This window comes from Streptomyces sp. 184, from assembly GCF_045781775.1.
Lineage (GTDB): Bacteria > Actinomycetota > Actinomycetes > Streptomycetales > Streptomycetaceae > Streptomyces.
On record NZ_CP123230.1, the window covers coordinates 328,227 to 344,221 of the forward strand.

Sequence of the window (15,995 nt, forward strand, 5' to 3'; positions counted from 1 at the left end):
GGCCTCTCACCCTGTGAGACACCCGACGTTCACCCGAGGTTGTACAAACGATCGATGAACAGCCGTATTTCATCCGGCTTTCAGCGAACTTGTTGTGGAATACACCTGGTTTACGGGATTCGGATTCTGCCCGTCACTCCCCGCTCCACAGGTAGTGACCCGCGTCCTCTCCGGCGAAGCCCGCGCCGAACCGCGCACCCGCATCCGTGGCACCCGGCCCCTCGAAGTTGTCCGGGCTGAACGCCACCGACCCCGTCGCCGTCAGCCCGTTCGCGGCGCCGCGCAGCGACCAGATCGCGCCCATCCCGTTCTCGTCCGGGGCGCCCACCGCCAGCTCCGCCCGGCCGTCGCCCGTGACGTCCCCGAACGCCAGCGCCGCGCCGAACCGGTCCCCGGCCTCCGCCACGCCCTTCACCCCGGCCGTGTCCTGGTGGAACGCCTGCGCGCCGGCGGCCTTCAGCCCGCCGGAGCCACCCTTGAGCAGCACCACGGAACCGGCCGCCCGCTTGCTGCCGATGGCCTCGTACGGCACGCCCACGGCGAGGTCGTCGCGGCCGTCGCCGTTCGCGTCGCCCGCCGCGAGCCGGGCGCCGAACTGGTCGCCGCGCTCGCCCGTGCCGGGCACGTCGGCGGTGTCCTGGGTGAAGGTCTGGCGCCGGGTCCCGTCGGGGCCGTTCGCGGTGCCGTAGACGACCTTGACCGTGCCCTTGTCGTACGGGAAGTCCTCGACGCTCGCGCCGATCGAGCGGTACGCGAGGTCGCCCCGGCCGTCGCCGTCGAAGTCGCCGATCGTCGGCGAACCACCGTTGGGCAGCGCGGCGTCGGTCCGCGTCAGCCCGTCGGGGCCGCCCTTCCAGAACCAGCCGCCCTCGGCGTTGCCCTGGTAGCTGAAGAACGCCACGAGGTCGTCGGCGCCGTCGCCGGTGACGTCGCCGACGGCCACGCCGTCGAGGCTGTCCTCGGGCTTCATCTCGATGAGGCCGCCCTCGCGCGCGGGGACGCCGGCGCGGGTGAACGGGCCGTACAGGACGGTGTACGCCTCGGCGCTGTCGCTGCGGGTGCTGGGCACCAGCAGGTCGCCCTCGCCGTCGCCGTCGAAGTCGCCGCCGTGCAGGTCGCGGGCGAGGCCGCCGCCGCCGGGCACCTGGGCGCGGGCGGCGCCGGCGCCGGTCAGGCCGCCCTCGCGGCCCCACAGGACGGTGACGGAGCCGGCCGCGTCGCCCTCGTCGGAGCGGGCGGTGACGGCGAGGTCGGTCAGGCCGTCGCCGTCGAGGTCGCGGGCGGCGAGCCGGTCGCCGAAGCGGTCCCCCTCGGCGGGGGCGCCGGGGACGCCGGCGGTGCGCTGGCTGAGGACGACGGACGCGGGGGCGCCGACGCCGTCCGCGGAGCCGTAGCTGACGAGGACGTAGCCGGCCTCGGCGTGGCCGGCGACGGTGCCGCCGGGGGCGCCGGTGGCGAGGTCGGCGTAGCCGTCGCCGTCGAAGTCGGCCCGTACGGCACGGGCGTCGGCGGCGCCGGAGGCCGCGGAGGAGGCACCGGAGGCTGCGAAAGAGGCACCGGAGGCCGACACCGTACGCGCCGCGCCGCCCGGGTCCTCCGCTCCCGTCGCCTGGGCGGTGACGGCCGCCGTGCCGGCGGTGGCGAGGCAGGCGGTTAAGGCGGCGAGGGTGCGGATGCGCATGGGGGGTCCTTCCGGTGACGGTCTGACGAGCAGCGGGTTGCGTTCACTCCCGCGTCATACGACACGCCTCGCCCCGCGAAGGTTGTACCAACGCTTGCGCCAACACGCCCACGGCCGACCCCGTATGGGTCACGGGGCCGGCCGCCGTGGGGGGTTGCCTGTGGCGTCCTGCGCTGTGTCGCTGTGCTGCGGTGCCGCTGTGCCGCTGTGCGCTGTGCAGCCGTGTCGCCGTCAGTGCCGCGTGCCGTACGACCCGGCCCGCGGCCCTGCCTCGCCGTTCTGCTCGCCGCCCCTACGTCGCCGGCTGCGGCTCCGGCTCGCTCTCCGCCGCCGCGGCGCCGTCCGCCGGCGGGTCCTCCGCCGGCGTCTTCACCGAGTCGAGCAGAAGCTGCGCCACGTCCACGACCGTCAGCGACTCCTTTGCCGTTCCCGCGTTCTTCTTGCCATTTACGGAGTCCGTAAGCATCACGAGACAGAAAGGGCATGCTGTGGACAGAATGTCCGGATTCAGCGACAGCGCCTCGTCCACGCGCTCGTCGTTGATCCGCTTGCCGATGCGCTCCTCCATCCACATGCGCGCGCCGCCGGCGCCGCAGCAGAAGCCGCGCTCCTTGTGCCGGTGCATCTCCTCGTTCCGCAAGCCCGGGACCTTGGCGATGATCTCGCGCGGCGGCGTGTAGACCTTGTTGTGCCGGCCCAGGTAGCAGGGGTCGTGGTACGTGATGATCCCCTCGACCGGCGTCACCGGGACGAGCCGGCCCTCGTCCACGAGGTGCTGGAGCAACTGCGTGTGGTGGATGACCTCGTAGTGGCCGCCGAGCTGCGGGTACTCGTTGGCGATGGTGTTGAAGCAGTGCGGGCAGGTGGCGACGATCTTCTTCTTCGCCTTCTCGACCGTCACCCCTTCGTCCGCGCCCGCGGCGGAGCCGCTGTCAGACGCAGCACCGAAGGCCGTGTTGAGCATCGCGACGTTCTCCTCGCCCAGTTGCCGGAAGAGGAACTCGTTGCCCAGGCGCCGCGGCGAGTCGCCGGTGCACTTCTCGTTGCCGCCCATGATCGCGAACTTCACGCCGGCGATGTGCAGCAGCTCCGCGAACGCCTTGGTGGTCTTCTTCGCCCGGTCCTCCAGCGCGCCCGCGCAGCCGACCCAGTACAGGTAGTCGACCCCGGCCAGGTCCTCGATGTCCTTGCCGACGACCGGGATCTCGATGCCCGTCTCCGCCGCCAGCTCCTTGGTCCACTCCAGCCGCTGCTTCTTGGCGAGCCCCCAGGGGTTGCCCTTCTTCTCCAGGTTCTTCAGCATCGTGCCCGCCTCGGACGGGAACGCGCTCTCGATCATCACCTGGTAGCGGCGCATGTCGACGATGTGGTCGACGTGCTCGATGTCGACGGGGCACTGCTCGACGCACGCCCCGCAGGTGGTGCAGGACCACAGCACGTCGGGGTCGATGACGCCCTGCTGCGCCGCGGTGCCGATCAGCGTGCGCTCCGCCTCGGCGAGCGCGTCCGCGGGCACGTCGGCGAGCTGCTCGGCGGTCGCCTTCTCCTCGCCCTCGGCCGACTTGCCGCCGCCGGCGAGCAGGTACGGGGCCTTGGCGGCGGCGTGCTCGCGCAGCGACATGACGAGCAGCTTGGGCGACAGCGGCTTGCCGGTGTTCCAGGCCGGGCACTGCGACTGGCAGCGCCCGCACTCCGTGCAGGTGGAGAAGTCGAGGATGCCCTTCCAGGAGAAGTGCTCGACCTGGCTGACGCCGAAGACCGCCTCCTCGCCGTCCTCGTCGTCGAAGACGGTCTCGAAGTCGATGGGCTTGCCGCCGGAGACCATCGGCTGGAGCGCGCCGAGGGCGACCGCGCCGTCGGCGTTGCGCTTGAACCAGATGTTGGGGAAGGCGAGGAAGCGGTGCCAGGCCACGCCCATGGTGGTGTTGAGGCCGAGGACGGTCGCCCAGATGAAGGAGACCGAGATCTTGATCATCGCGACGAGGTAGACGAGGTTCTGTACGGTGCCGGTGCCCATCCCGTCGACCGCGGCGGTGACGGGGTACGACACGAAGTAGGCGGCCTCGTAGCCCTCGACGTGGTGCAGTGCGCCCTCCAGCCCGCGCAGCACGAGGATGCAGACGCCGATGACGAGGATGACGTACTCGACGAAGTACGCCTGCCACATCGTCGAGCCCGTGAAGCGCGACTTGCGGCCGGGCCGCGACGGCAGGCTCAGCAGCCGGACGCCGATCAGCGTGAGGATGCCGAGCACGGTCATCAGCCCGATGAACTCCACGTACAGCTCGTACGGGAGCCAGCCGCCGAGCACCGGCAGCAGCCAGTCGGCCTTGAACAACTGCCCGAAGGCGTTGACGAGGGTCAGCACCAGGGTGAGGAAGCCGATGGCGACGAACCAGTGGGCGAAGCCGATGACGCCCCAGCGGTTCATCCGGGTATGCCCCAGGAACTCCCTGGCCAGGGTGGTGCTGCGGGCGACCGGGTCGTCCGTGCGGCTGCCGGCGGGGACCGGTGTGCCGAGCCGGACGAAGCTGATGATCTGCCCGACGGCGCGAGCGAAGAGCGCGACGCCGACCGCGGTGATCACCAGCGATACGACGATGGCGGCGAGCTGCATGGAGGGCTCCTCGGCCTGACTGCTCTGCGTGCTGCGGTGTGCTGGTACGTGCTCTGGTACGTGCTACTGACTCGGCTTACCCAGCTACTACTAAGCGGTAACTTATCTCTTCTCCGCCTGAGGGTACCCGGGTGTCCCCGGGCCTCTGAAGCCGCCCGGCCGGTGATGTGCGTCGCGCCCCCGGCGCCGCCGCGGCCCCCGGCCCGTACCCCGAAAACCCGTTCCCACCTGCACTGACGCACAAAACTTGAGTGGCTGTGACTCAGGTGAATTGCGCCTGGGGTGGTGGGCATGGCACTCTTGAGCCTGACCAGCTCAAGGCAGAGCATCTGATCCGGAGGATAGACAACATGGCACGTGCGGTCGGCATCGACCTGGGCACGACGAACTCTGTCGTCAGTGTTCTCGAGGGCGGTGAACCCAGCGTCATCACCAACGCCGAGGGCGCCAGGACCACGCCGTCCGTCGTCGCCTTCGCCAAGAACGGCGAGGTGCTCGTCGGCGAGGTGGCGAAGCGCCAGGCGGTCACCAACGTCGAGCGGACGATCCGGTCGGTCAAGCGCCACATGGGCACCGACTGGAAGCAGCCGATCGACGAGAAGGAGTTCACCCCCCAGCAGATCTCCGCGTTCATCCTCCAGAAGCTGAAGCGCGACGCGGAGGCGTACCTGGGCGAGAAGGTGACCGACGCGGTCATCACCGTCCCGGCGTACTTCAACGACTCCGAGCGGCAGGCGACCAAGGAAGCCGGCGAGATCGCCGGCCTGAACGTCCTGCGCATCGTCAACGAGCCCACCGCCGCGGCCCTCGCCTACGGCATGGAGAAGGAAGACCAGACCATCCTGGTCTTCGACCTCGGCGGCGGCACCTTCGACGTCTCGCTGCTGGAGATCGGCGAAGGCGTGGTGGAGGTCAGGGCCACCAACGGCGACAACCACCTCGGCGGCGACGACTGGGACCAGCGCGTCGTCGACTACCTGGTCAAGCAGTTCCAGAACGGCCACGGCGTCGACCTCGCCAAGGACAAGATGGCCCTCCAGCGGCTCCGCGAGGCCGCGGAGAAGGCGAAGATCGAGCTGTCGTCGTCCTCCGAGACGACGATCAACCTGCCGTACATCACCGCGTCCGCCGAGGGCCCGCTGCACCTGGACGAGAAGCTGAGCCGCGCGCAGTTCCAGCAGCTCACGCAGGACCTGCTGGAGCGCTGCAAGACGCCGTTCCACAACGTCATCAAGGACGCCCGCATCGACCTGGCCGAGATCGACCACGTGGTCCTCGTCGGCGGCTCGACCCGCATGCCCGCCGTCGCCGAACTGGTCAAGGAGCTGACCAGCGGCAAGGAGGCCAACAAGGGCGTCAACCCGGACGAGGTCGTCGCCGTCGGCGCCGTCCTCCAGGCCGGCGTCCTCAAGGGCGAGGTCAAGGACGTCCTGCTGCTCGACGTCACCCCGCTGTCCCTCGGTATCGAGACCAAGGGCGGCATCATGACCAAGCTCATCGAGCGCAACACCACGATCCCGACGAAGCGCTCGGAGACCTTCACCACGGCCGAGGACAACCAGCCGTCGGTGCAGATCCAGGTCTTCCAGGGCGAGCGCGAGATCGCGGCGTACAACAAGAAGCTCGGCATGTTCGAGCTGACCGGCCTGCCGCCGGCCCCGCGGAACGTGCCGCAGATCGAGGTCACGTTCGACATCGACGCCAACGGCATCATGCACGTCGCCGCGAAGGACCTCGGCACCGGCAAGGAGCAGAAGATGACCGTCACCGGCGGCTCCGCGCTGCCGAAGGACGACATCGAGCGCATGATGCGCGACGCCGAGCAGTACGCCGAGGAGGACCACAAGCGCCGCGAGGCGGCCGAGACCCGCAACCAGGCGGAGCAGGTCGTCTACACCACCGAGAAGTTCCTCCAGGACAACGAGGACAAGGTGCCCGGCGATGTGAAGTCCGAGGTCGAGGCCGCGGTCGGCGACCTCAAGGAAGCGCTGAAGGGCGAGGACACCGCGGTGATCCGCGAGGCGACCGAGAAGGCCGCCGCCACCAGCCAGAAGCTCGGCCAGGCGCTCTACGCCGACGCCCAGGCGTCCGGCGCCGCCACCGCCGGCGGCGAGGGCGCGCAGCAGGCGCCGAACGACGCCCCCGGTGCCGCCGCCGGCGCCGACGACGACGTCGTGGACGCCGAGATCGTGGACGACGACAAGCCCAAGGACGGTGCCGCGTGACGGAGGAGACCCCGGGCTTCGAGGAGAAGCCCGACGTCCCCACCGACGCAGAGACAGCGGAGGCACAGCCCGGCGGCACCGACGGTTCGGCCACCTCGCCCGGCGCACGGCGCGCCGAGGGAGCCGGGCCGGGGGCCGCCGGGAACGGGGACGCGAACAGCCCTCTCTCGGGTCGTCTGGACGAGACCCGCAAGGCGCTGGAGGAGCGCACGAAGGACCTCCAGCGGCTACAGGCGGAGTACCAGAACTACCGCCGGCGGGTGGAGCGGGACCGGGTCGCGGTCAAGGAGGTCGCGATCGCGAACCTGCTCACCGAGCTGCTGCCGGTGCTCGACGACGTCGGCCGCGCCCGGGACCACGACGAGCTGGTCGGCGGGTTCAAGTCGGTCGCCGAGTCGCTGGAGACCGTCGTGGCCAAGATGGGTCTCATGCAGTTCGGCAAGGAGGGCGAGCCCTTCGACCCGCTGATCCACGAGGCGCTGATGCACAGCTACTCGCCGGATGTCACCGAGACCACGTGCGTGCAGATTCTCCAGCCTGGGTATCGCATCGGCGAGCGTACGATCCGCCCCGCGCGGGTCGCCGTCGCGGAGCCGCAGCCGGGTGCGTCGGCGGCACAGGGCAAGGAGGGCGAGAAGTCGGACGAGAAGCAGGCCGACGGGGACGACGGCGGACCTTCGTCCGCCGGCTCCGCGGACGCCGGCGGCTCGGACGCCTCCGGCTCCGCGAAGCCGGGCCCCGCCGGGTCCGGCGGGGCGGCCGGGGGAGAGACGGACAGCGGTGGCCCGGACGAGGGGTGACGCCGTAGCAGCCGCCGAGGGACGAGAGGAGGGACGCCGGGGATGAGCACCAAGGACTTCATCGAGAAGGACTACTACAAGGTCCTCGGCGTCCCGAAGGACGCGACCGAGGCCGAGATCAAGAAGGCGTACCGCAAGCTCGCCCGGCAGTTCCACCCGGACGCCAACAAGGGCGACGCGGCGGCCGAGGAGCGCTTCAAGGAGGTCTCCGAGGCCAACGACGTGCTCGGCGACCCCCAGCGGCGCAAGGAGTACGACGAGGCGCGCAGCCTCTTCGGCAACGGCGGCTTCCGCCCGGGCCCCGGCGCGGGCGGCGGCTCGTTCAACTTCGACCTCGGCGACCTCTTCGGCGGCTCGGGCCCCGGCCCGGGCGGCGCCGGCGGCCAGACGACCCCCGGCGGCTTCGGCGGCGGTCTCGGCGACGTCTTCGGCGGGCTGTTCAACCGCGGCGGCGGGCGTACGCAGCCGCGCCGCGGCCAGGACATCGAGTCGGAGGTCACGCTCAGCTTCACGGAGGCCATCGAGGGCGCCACGGTGCCGCTGCGGATGTCGTCGTCGGCCCCCTGCAAGACGTGCGCCGGCACGGGCGACAAGAACGGCTCCCCGCGGGTCTGCCCGACCTGCGTGGGCACCGGCCAGGTCTCCCGCGGCGGCGGTGGCGGCTTCTCGCTGACCGACCCGTGCGTGGACTGCAAGGGCCGCGGGCTCATCGCCCAGGACCCCTGCGACATCTGCAAGGGCAGCGGCCGGGCCAAGTCGTCCCGCACGATGCAGGTCCGCATCCCCGCGGGGGTGCAGGACGGGCAGCGGATACGGCTGCGCGGCAAGGGCGGCCCGGGCGAGCGCGGCGGACCGGGCGGCGACCTGTACGTCGTCGTCCACGTCGACGGCCACCCGGTCTTCGGCCGCAAGGGCGACAACCTGCTGGTCACGGTCCCCGTCTCCTTCCCGGAGGCGGCCCTCGGCGCGGACATCAAGGTGCCCACGCTCGGCGGCCCGCCCGTCACCCTCAAGCTGCCGCCGGGCACCCCCAACGGACGTACGATGCGCGCCCGCGGCAAGGGCGCCGTCCGCAAGGACGGCACGCGCGGGGACCTGCTCGTCACCGTCGAGGTGACGGTGCCCAAGGAGACGGACGGCACGGCGCGCGAGTCGCTGGAGTCGTACCGGAAGGCGACGGCGGGCGAGGACCCGCGCGCGGAGCTGTTCAAGGCCGCGAAGGGAGCTTGACGACGATGAACGGCAGAAACGGCGGACGCGGCGCCCGCGGCCGCAACCCGTACGAGCTGACCGAGGAGACGCCGGTCTACGTCATCTCCGTGGCCGCCGAACTCTCGGGCCTGCACCCGCAGACCCTCCGCCAGTACGACCGCCTCGGCCTGGTCTCCCCGGACCGCACGGCCGGGCGCGGCCGGCGGTACTCGGCGCGGGACATCGCGCTGCTGCGGCAGGTCCAGGCGCTGAGCCAGGACGAGGGCGTCAACCTGGCCGGGATCAAGCGGATCATCGAGCTGGAGACGCAGGTCGCGGCGTTGCAGGAGAAGGTGGCGGAGCTGACGGACGCGCTGGACGGCGCGGCGTCGGCGATGGCACAGCGGGAGGCGCAGGTGCACGCGTCGTACCGGCGGGACCTGGTGCCGTACCAGCAGGTGCAGCAGACGAGCGCGCTGGTGGTGTGGAAGCCGAAGAAGAAGCGCGACTAGCCTCGCGGCTCAGTCGGTGAGGTACGTGACCTCCACGTGGGGCGGAAGCCCGGCGTGGAGGTTTCTCATCTGTGGCCGCAGGGAGACCTGGTCCAGCGAGTCGAGCCCGGCGAGCGGGGAGAGGTCCAGCGGGCGGCTGCCCGGCGGCAGATCGAGCACGAGCTGGTCGAGCCCCGGGAAGAGCTGCCGGACACGGCCGAGGTCGAGTTCGTCGGCGGGCCGGTCGTCGACCAGGCCGAGGAACCCGATGCCGGGCAGCTCCGCGCCGGCGGGCGCGACGGCCAGCAGGTCCGGCCGGCACCGCAGGCCCTTGAGCAGGGGGAGCGCGGCCATCGCCGGCCAGTCGTCCGCGGAACGCTCGTGCCGCCAGCCCAGGTAGAGGTACAGGAGCTTGGCGTACCTGGCCAGGGGCCGCAGGTCGGAGGTGTGGCCGGTCAGCAGGTTGAGCGTCGTCAGCTCCGGCAGCTCCGGCAGCGCGCCGAGGTCCAGCGGGTGCCGGCGCTCCGGCGAGAGCGAGAGGTGGCGCAACGACGGGACGGTGGCGAGCAGTTCGGGGACCCCGTCCGCCAGCCCCGGCACCGTGTCGAGTACCAGGGTGTGCAGGGGCAGCCCGGCCAGCGCCGAGGCGTCACGGAGGTCGACGCACTCGGTCAGCCGCAGGTAGCGCAGCTCGCCTTGCCCGCGCAGGCAGGCCAGGTCCGCAAGTCCGGGCTGGCCGCGGACGATCAGTTCGGTGAGCCGGGACTCCGCGAGCGCGGCGCGCAGTTCGGCGGGGTGCAGCGGGCCGCGGACCTCGACCATGGGACGGCCGCCGAGGCGGCGCAGTGCCCGCAGTTCGGCGTCGGAGGTGACGGTGAAGAACAGCAGCTCGGGATCGAGCCGGGCGATGACCTCGTCGGCGTACTCCTCGGTGTCGAAGCGGTGCCAGGCCCAGGCCAGTTGCCGGCGGACGTCGAGCGAGGGGTGGGCGGCGAAGCGGGCGAGGAAGGCGATGGCGCGGTTCGACTCCACGTAAGTCGCGGCGACGGCAACCAGGCGCGCCACGTCGTCGTCCGCCTCCTCCGGGCCCGGCAGCAGGTCCAGCACCAGCGGGCCGGCCGCGCCCAGTGCCCGTGCCTCCACCACCGTCCGCGGCGGGATCAGCGCCTTCGTCTCCCGCTCGACCGCCTCCCGTACCGCCGGGGCCAGCTCCACCGCGTGCTCCAGGCAGGCGGTGGCGAGCAGGCGGATGCGTACGCCCTCGACGCCCTCCCTCGCCTTCGCCGCCGCCAGCAGCTCCCGCAGGATCTCCTCGCGCTCCCGCGGGCGGGCCTGCGCCACCGCCATGCGGATGACGTCCTCCCACTGGTCGTCCGCGGCGTGTGCGGCCAGCACGCCGATGTCGCCCTCCTCCACCGCCGCGCGGGCGCCCAGGTAGTCCTGGAAGGTGCGGTGGACGAAGTCCACGGCGCCGGGGGCGGGTTCGCGGAGGAGGCCGCTGCGGTCGCGGAAGTGCTCCAGCACCACCGCTGCGTCGCCGAGGGCGGCGACCTCCGGGACGGCCGGGAGGGCGGCGGCGACGAGGCTTTCCGCGCGGGCGCGGTCCAGCTCCGTGCGGCCGTTGCGGATCAGCCAGTACGCGAGGCGCTGGAGGACCTGGAGCTGGGGTTCCTCGCGCAGGTCTGGCACGGCCATGTCGCGTTCGCGGTCGCGGCGGGTGAGCAGCATCGACAGGGCGGCCTCGTACAGCTCCTTGCGCCCGCGCGGGAGGTAGCCGCGGCGGGCGCGGTTGAGGGCGCACATCAGGCCGCACATGAGCGGGTTGGTGGCCAGCCGGCCGAGGTCGGAGGTGTGCCGTACGGCGGCGGTGAGCTGCTGCTCGTACGTGGCCAACTGCGCGTCGTCCGCCGCGGGGGCGCCGGCGCCGGTGCGTACGGCGGCGTGCCAGCGGGCGATGAAGCGGGCGAGGTCGGCGGGGCGCATGGGGGCGAGGGTCAGCTCGGTGAAGCCCTCGGCGGCCAGCCAGTCCTCGCCGACGGCGGAGGGGCGGGAGGTGACGAGCCATCGGTTGCCGGGGAAGGCGTCGATCAGGTCGGAGAGCCAGCGGCGGGTGCGGTCGCGTTCGGCGCGGGGGACCTCGTCGATGCCGTCGACGAGGAGCAGCCCGCGGCGGGCGGCGAGCACGCGGTGTTCCCAGCCGTCGGGCTGGGCCCCGGCGAGGGGGCTGCCGGTGGCGGAGAGGAAGTCGCTGGGGGAGGGGAGGCGTTGGCCGTGGCGGGTGAGGGTGCGGAGCGGCAGGACGAACGGAACGCGGCCGGCGAGGTAGTCCATGGCGTCCGCTGTTCGAGCGTCGGCGCGGGTGGCGGAGAGGGCGAGCCACTGCACGAGGGTGGTCTTGCCGGAGCCGGCGGCGCCGCGGAGGAGGACGCGCTCGTAGGTGGCGAGGACCTGGTCGGCGGGGAGTACGGGGTCGGGGAGGGGGTCGCCCTCGGCGAACGCGTCGAAGGGGAGCGGGTCGTGCGACGTCGCGCCGGTGTGGTGCTCGGCGGAAGCCTCCAGCCGCAGGTAGGCCACGTCCAGCGGCCACTTCGCGGGTGAGTCGGCGAGGTCGACGCCGTAGATGGTGAGCTTGCCGTGCTTCCTGGCGACGTAGGCGAAGTACTCGCGCTCGAAGGCCGCGTCGCGGGCGGCGGGCAGGGGGGTGCGGGCGATGAGGGCGTCGAGGCGGGCGATCTGCTCGGCCTGGCGGCGGGACTGCTCGACGAGGGTGCGCGCGACGAAGGTGGAGCGCTGGCTGAAGAAGTGCAGGATGTGCAGGCAGGCGGTGTCGAGGAGGGCGTCGTGGAAGTAGGCGGCGTCGGCGGACAGTTCGCGTACGGGACCGCCGCTGCCGCCGCTCCGCGCGGCGGCCTGGCGGAGCCGGCGGGCGAGGGCTTCGGGGCCGAGCTGGACGGCCTGTACGTCGTCGAGGTCGAGGTCGCCGAGGGCGGTGAGGCTGCGGGCGAGCGCGCCGGCGACGGCCCCGGCCTCGTCGGCGGGGACGGGCGCCTCGCGGTCGCCTGCCCGGCCGGCGTCGCGGCGGGCACGCCGTACGAGGGTGTCCGCGAGCTTGCGCAGGCCGCCCTCGTCCAACTCCCGCTGCTCGCCGCGGAACGACACCAGCGCCGCCATCCGCACCGGCCGCTCCGCGAGCCCGGCGCCGGGCCCCTCGGTGCGGAACAGCCGCTTGACGAGGGGCGCTACGACGGCGGACGCGAGCCTGACGCCGGCGGCTGCGGGTTCCATGCGGCCGACGATATAGCGGGTGGCGACAGGTCACCGGCGGTGTTCGCCGAAGGTCCGGTTCGTCGGAGTTTGCACACCCTCATCATCCTGAATTTCAGGAAGATGATGCTGGGTTCGGGTGGAGTTGATACGGACAGTAAGCCAATGTTCTTTTTAGGAACGGGGAGAAGCCGCCGGACGTGGTGCACGTACGGCCCAGTTGGTCCGGGAGTTCATACAGTGAGGTCTCACGGTTCGGGCAACACGGCGCGAGAGTCTCCACCGGTCGGTCTCGCGCTGCTCTCAGACCGGGAACGCCAGGTGCTGCTCCTGCTCGCCGACGGCCCGACCAACCGCCGCCTGGCGGTTCAGCTCGGGGTGGCGGAGCGTACGGTCCGAGCCCACCTGACGAACATCTGCCGCAAGCTGAACGTGGAGTCGCGGGTCCAGGCCGCCCTGGTCGCCGACCGCAACCGGCGGGCACTGCTGCCGGCCGTCGCGGGCGCGGACCGGGTTGCCGGAAGAGGCAATGGCTCGCGCCGGGACATTCGTGAATGATGTGGGGAAGTGCCTCACGGCTGATGCGGACGCGACCTGCCATCGTCGTCCGCGGGCGCCTGCGGCACCCCTCGGACGGAGCGCTGGTGCGCTCGCTTCCCGGCCTCATGCGCACCAGTGCCTCCGTTCACTTCCCCCACGTCCCGCGTTTCGTCACGCCTCGTCGACGATCCCGGAGCGGGCGAGCAGGAAGCCGAGCTGGACGCGGCTGTCACTGCCGAGTGCCGCGCCGAGCCTGGCGATGTGGGCGCGGCAGGTACGTACGTTCATGCCGAGCCGGCGGGCGATGGCCTCGTCGAGATGACCCTCGACGAGAAGCCGGGCGATCTTGAGCTGGACGCCCGTGATCCCCTCCGGCGTCACCTGGGCGGCGATGTCCTCGCCCCAGGGCGTGGCGAGGTGCCAGAAGTGGTCGAACGTGGCGGCCAGATACCAGGCCACGCCACGGTGGTGGACCTCGATGGCCACCGCGTTGTCGGCCTGCGCGGGGATGAAGGCGACCTCGCGGTCGATGATGATGGTCCGCTCGATGTTCTCCGCGAGCGTGCGGACTTCCAGGCCCGTGTGCCCCACCCGTGCCAGGTAGTCCAGCGTCTGCGTGGTGTGCCGGGCGGTGTGGCTGTAGAGGCTGCGGATGCGGACACCCCGCTCCGCCAGTGGCAGCACGCGCTGCACGGCCGCCTCGTACACCCACGCGGGCCGGTTCCCCATGGGCTGGGCGGTGAGCAGTTCGTCGGCGCACCCCTGGAGGGCCCGTACGAGCTCGGCGTCTATCTGTTCCTTCCCCTCCCAGAGCATGACCGAGGGCTCCGCCGCCGTACCGCCACCGGACGGTGCGGACTGCCCGACGCTGCCGGCGAGGGTGAGCGCGAGATCGCGGTAGCCGCCGATCTCCTTCGTCACGAGTGCGAAGAGCTGCCCCATGGCTTCCGTCGGCGGCGCGGGGACCAGCCGGTCGCCGTCGCGCCGCAGGAGACCGGACTCGACGAGGCAGGGCGCGGCTTCGCTCCCCGTCGCCGCGATGCTGCCGGCCCGGAGGGCCTGGGCGTAGAGCTTCCGGCCTGTCGTGCAGATGCGCGAGGCGGGGTGGGGGGAGTGGCCCACGGGTCAGACCTCCTCAAGCATGCCGGAGCGGGCGATGAGGTAGCCGAGTTGGGCGCGGTTGGTGCTGCCGAGGGCGGCGGAGAGCCGGGCGACGTGCGCGCGGCAGGTGCGGACGTTCATACCGAGTCGGCGGGCGATGGCCTGGTCGAGGTGGCCCTCGACCAGGAGCTGCGCGATCTTCTGCTGAACGCCCGTGATGCCCGAGGGCGTCTCCCGGTACGGGACCTGGTGTTCCCAGGGGACGGCGAACTGCCAGAACCGTTCGAAGACGCTGACCAGATACCAGACCAGGCCCGGGTGGCGGATCTCCAGCGCCGTCTCGCGGTCGGGCTGCGTGGGCACGAACGCCACGGCGCGGTCGATGATGAGGAGTCGCTCGGCGGTTTCCTCCATGGTGCGCACCTCAAGGCCGGTGTCCCTGAGCGCGTCCAGATACGCGAGCGTGGCGGGGTGGTGCCGGTAGGTGTGGTTGTACAACGTCCGCTGGGTGATGCCGCGTTCGTGCAGCTCCCGGACCCGTTGCGCGGTCGCGCGGATCTTCTCTGCGGTCCGGTTGGTCCGCCCGCTGGCGGGCTGGATCGCGAGGAACTCCTCGGTGCCGTCGTCGAGAGCGCGTAGCAGCGCGGCTTCGATCTGCTCCTTTCCCCTCCAGACGGTGAGCAGGGACGGAGCCGTCTCCTCCGGGGTGTGCGTGGTGAGCTGCTCGACCGTACCCGCGAGCGCGGTGGCGAACCGCCGGTACTCGGACAGCTCCCGCTCCAGCGGACGGACGAGGTCGGCGACGGCCTCGGACGGCGGTGCGGGTACGAGCCACTGCGCATCGCCGGGGTCGCGGCGCAGGAGGCCGGTGTCGATCAGGCACGGCGCGGAGCCGGTGGCCTCGTGGGACAGCAGGCCGGTGCGTAACGCAGAGGTGTAGAGCTTTCGGCCCACGTCACAGAGGGCGGTGTCCGGGTGGGGGGGGTGCTCCATGCTGCCAGGTCTCCTTGGATGTGCCCGAGCGGTCGGCGAGTGGCCATGAACTCTCGGAACCGGACACCGGACGCGGTGGCCTTTGTGACACCCGCGGGCTACGGGCGAGGTCACGCGCCATCCGTCACGCCTCCTCGAGAATCCCCGAGCGGGCGATGAGGTAACCGAGTTGGGTGCGACTGCTGCTGCCGAGCAGGGTGGCCAGCCGGGCAGTGTGTGCGCGGCAGGTGCGGACGCTGATGCCGAGGCGGCGGGCGATGGCCTCGTCGAGGTGGCCTTCGACGAGGAGCCGGGCGATGCTGCGCTGGATACCGCTGACGCCTTCCGGGGTGGGTTCGGCGTAGGCCGCCTGCTCGATGGGGGTGGCGATCTGCCAGAACTGGTCGAAGGCGCCCGCGAGGTAACCGACCAGGCCCGGATGACGGACTTCCAGGGCGACCTGCCGGTCCGGTCGTGCGGGGATGTAGGCCACCTTCCGGTCGACGATGATCAACCGCTCGATGATCTCCTCAAGCGTCCGTACCTTTACCCGGTGTGGTCCGACGAACCGCAGGTACGCCCGGGTGAGCGGTGCTTCCCTTGCGGCGTGCTGGTAGAGCGTGCGCATGCTGACGCCCCGGTCGATGAGGGGGCGTACCCGGCGCAGCGCCTCCCCCAGGGCGCGTGAGCCGCGGGCCGCCTCCGGCTGCACGGTCAGCAGTTCTTCGGCGCAGTCGGTCACCGCCCGGTCCAGTGCTGCGTTGATCGTGCCAAGGCCCTCCAGGACGGTGGCCGGGGCGCCGAGGGGAGGTTCGGCACTGATGTCGGTGAATCGGCTGAAGGCCAGCGCGAGTTTGACAGCCTGGCGTTGTCGGTCACGGATGTTCTGCTCAAGGGACTGGAGCAGACCGGCCATGGCGTGTTGTGCGGGTACGGGGAGCAGCCAGTCACCGTCGTCGTGGTCGGGCTCCAGCAGGGCCAGGTCGACGAGGCACGGGGCGGCGGCCACGGCCGCTCGGGAGATGCCGCCGTCGCGTACGGCCGTGGCATAGAGATCCCGGCCGGCCGGGCACGGCTCGACCAACTCGTGCGGATGTCCGCTAGTCGCCATGG

At 71.7% G+C, this 15,995-nt stretch carries 11 protein-coding genes; 5 read left to right on the forward strand and 6 right to left on the reverse strand.

Features of this window, described 5'->3' with window-relative positions:
• Positions 1-133: 133 nt before the first annotated feature.
• Both QBL21_RS01345 and QBL21_RS01350 read right to left on the reverse strand, forming a co-directional pair.
• Positions 134-1,681 carry an FG-GAP repeat protein gene (locus QBL21_RS01345; RefSeq protein ID WP_407560104.1) on the reverse strand — a complete coding sequence of 516 codons (1,548 nt, stop codon included), beginning with the start codon at positions 1,679-1,681 and terminating at the stop codon, positions 134-136.
• A 292-nt stretch (positions 1,682-1,973) separates the two neighbouring features.
• On the reverse strand, positions 1,974-4,298 hold the full coding sequence (locus tag QBL21_RS01350) for a heterodisulfide reductase-related iron-sulfur binding cluster (RefSeq protein WP_407560105.1): 2,325 nt from the start codon (positions 4,296-4,298) through the stop codon (positions 1,974-1,976).
• Between the two features lie 350 nt (positions 4,299-4,648).
• Between QBL21_RS01350 and dnaK the strand changes: the two genes are divergently transcribed.
• From dnaK to QBL21_RS01370, 4 genes are read left to right on the forward strand one after another with little or no spacing between them, the layout of a single operon-like run.
• Positions 4,649-6,523 (forward strand): molecular chaperone DnaK, encoded by a 1,875-nt coding sequence (dnaK, locus tag QBL21_RS01355; protein WP_407560106.1) that lies wholly within the window; start codon positions 4,649-4,651, stop codon positions 6,521-6,523.
• Positions 6,520-7,323: a nucleotide exchange factor GrpE gene (grpE, locus tag QBL21_RS01360; RefSeq protein ID WP_407560107.1), complete on the forward strand. Its 804-nt coding sequence runs from the start codon at positions 6,520-6,522 to the stop codon at positions 7,321-7,323. The genes dnaK and grpE overlap by 4 nt, the downstream gene beginning before the upstream one ends.
• 42 nt (positions 7,324-7,365) lie before the next feature.
• Positions 7,366-8,553: a molecular chaperone DnaJ gene (gene dnaJ / locus QBL21_RS01365; RefSeq protein WP_407560108.1), complete on the forward strand. Its 1,188-nt coding sequence runs from the start codon at positions 7,366-7,368 to the stop codon at positions 8,551-8,553.
• A 5-nt stretch (positions 8,554-8,558) separates the two neighbouring features.
• Positions 8,559-9,026, forward strand: a complete 468-nt coding sequence (locus tag QBL21_RS01370; protein WP_407560109.1) for a heat shock protein transcriptional repressor HspR — start codon at positions 8,559-8,561, stop codon at positions 9,024-9,026.
• Positions 9,027-9,035: 9 nt separating this feature from the next.
• Here QBL21_RS01370 and QBL21_RS01375 read toward each other — a convergent pair whose 3' ends face one another.
• Positions 9,036-12,290 (reverse strand): NACHT domain-containing protein, encoded by a 3,255-nt coding sequence (locus QBL21_RS01375; protein WP_407560110.1) that lies wholly within the window; start codon positions 12,288-12,290, stop codon positions 9,036-9,038.
• A 144-nt stretch (positions 12,291-12,434) separates the two neighbouring features.
• On the opposite strand from QBL21_RS01375, the gene QBL21_RS01380 reads away from it, so the two are divergent.
• Positions 12,435-12,827 (forward strand): helix-turn-helix transcriptional regulator, encoded by a 393-nt coding sequence (locus QBL21_RS01380; protein ID WP_407566267.1) that lies wholly within the window; start codon positions 12,435-12,437, stop codon positions 12,825-12,827.
• A 153-nt stretch (positions 12,828-12,980) separates the two neighbouring features.
• Here QBL21_RS01380 and QBL21_RS01385 read toward each other — a convergent pair whose 3' ends face one another.
• The 3 genes from QBL21_RS01385 to QBL21_RS01395 all read right to left on the reverse strand — a co-directional run bounded on the left by QBL21_RS01385 (position 12,981) and on the right by QBL21_RS01395 (position 15,993).
• On the reverse strand, positions 12,981-13,931 hold the full coding sequence (locus QBL21_RS01385) for a helix-turn-helix transcriptional regulator (RefSeq protein ID WP_407560111.1): 951 nt from the start codon (positions 13,929-13,931) through the stop codon (positions 12,981-12,983).
• 3 nt (positions 13,932-13,934) lie between these two features.
• Complete coding sequence (locus QBL21_RS01390; RefSeq protein ID WP_407560112.1) at positions 13,935-14,903, reverse strand: helix-turn-helix transcriptional regulator; 969 nt, start codon at positions 14,901-14,903, stop codon at positions 13,935-13,937.
• Positions 14,904-15,027: 124 nt separating this feature from the next.
• Positions 15,028-15,993 (reverse strand): LuxR C-terminal-related transcriptional regulator, encoded by a 966-nt coding sequence (locus QBL21_RS01395; RefSeq protein WP_407560113.1) that lies wholly within the window; start codon positions 15,991-15,993, stop codon positions 15,028-15,030.
• Between the last annotated feature and the right edge of the window lie 2 nt (positions 15,994-15,995).

What these genes read in the sequence shown, in the direction of transcription:
- QBL21_RS01345 (WP_407560104.1), bottom strand. Translation starts at nt 1,681, where the DNA reads ATGCGCATCCGCACCCTCGCCGCCTTAACCGCCTGCCTCGCCACCGCC.
- QBL21_RS01350 (WP_407560105.1), bottom strand. Translation starts at nt 4,298, where the DNA reads ATGCAGCTCGCCGCCATCGTCGTATCGCTGGTGATCACCGCGGTCGGC.
- dnaK (WP_407560106.1), top strand. Translation starts at nt 4,649, where the DNA reads ATGGCACGTGCGGTCGGCATCGACCTGGGCACGACGAACTCTGTCGTC.
- dnaJ (WP_407560108.1), top strand. Translation starts at nt 7,366, where the DNA reads ATGAGCACCAAGGACTTCATCGAGAAGGACTACTACAAGGTCCTCGGC.
- QBL21_RS01370 (WP_407560109.1), top strand. Translation starts at nt 8,559, where the DNA reads ATGAACGGCAGAAACGGCGGACGCGGCGCCCGCGGCCGCAACCCGTAC.
- QBL21_RS01375 (WP_407560110.1), bottom strand. Translation starts at nt 12,290, where the DNA reads ATGGAACCCGCAGCCGCCGGCGTCAGGCTCGCGTCCGCCGTCGTAGCG.
- QBL21_RS01380 (WP_407566267.1), top strand. Translation starts at nt 12,435, where the DNA reads ATGTTCTTTTTAGGAACGGGGAGAAGCCGCCGGACGTGGTGCACGTAC.
- QBL21_RS01390 (WP_407560112.1), bottom strand. Translation starts at nt 14,903, where the DNA reads ATGGAGCACCCCCCCCACCCGGACACCGCCCTCTGTGACGTGGGCCGA.
- QBL21_RS01395 (WP_407560113.1), bottom strand. Translation starts at nt 15,993, where the DNA reads ATGGCGACTAGCGGACATCCGCACGAGTTGGTCGAGCCGTGCCCGGCC.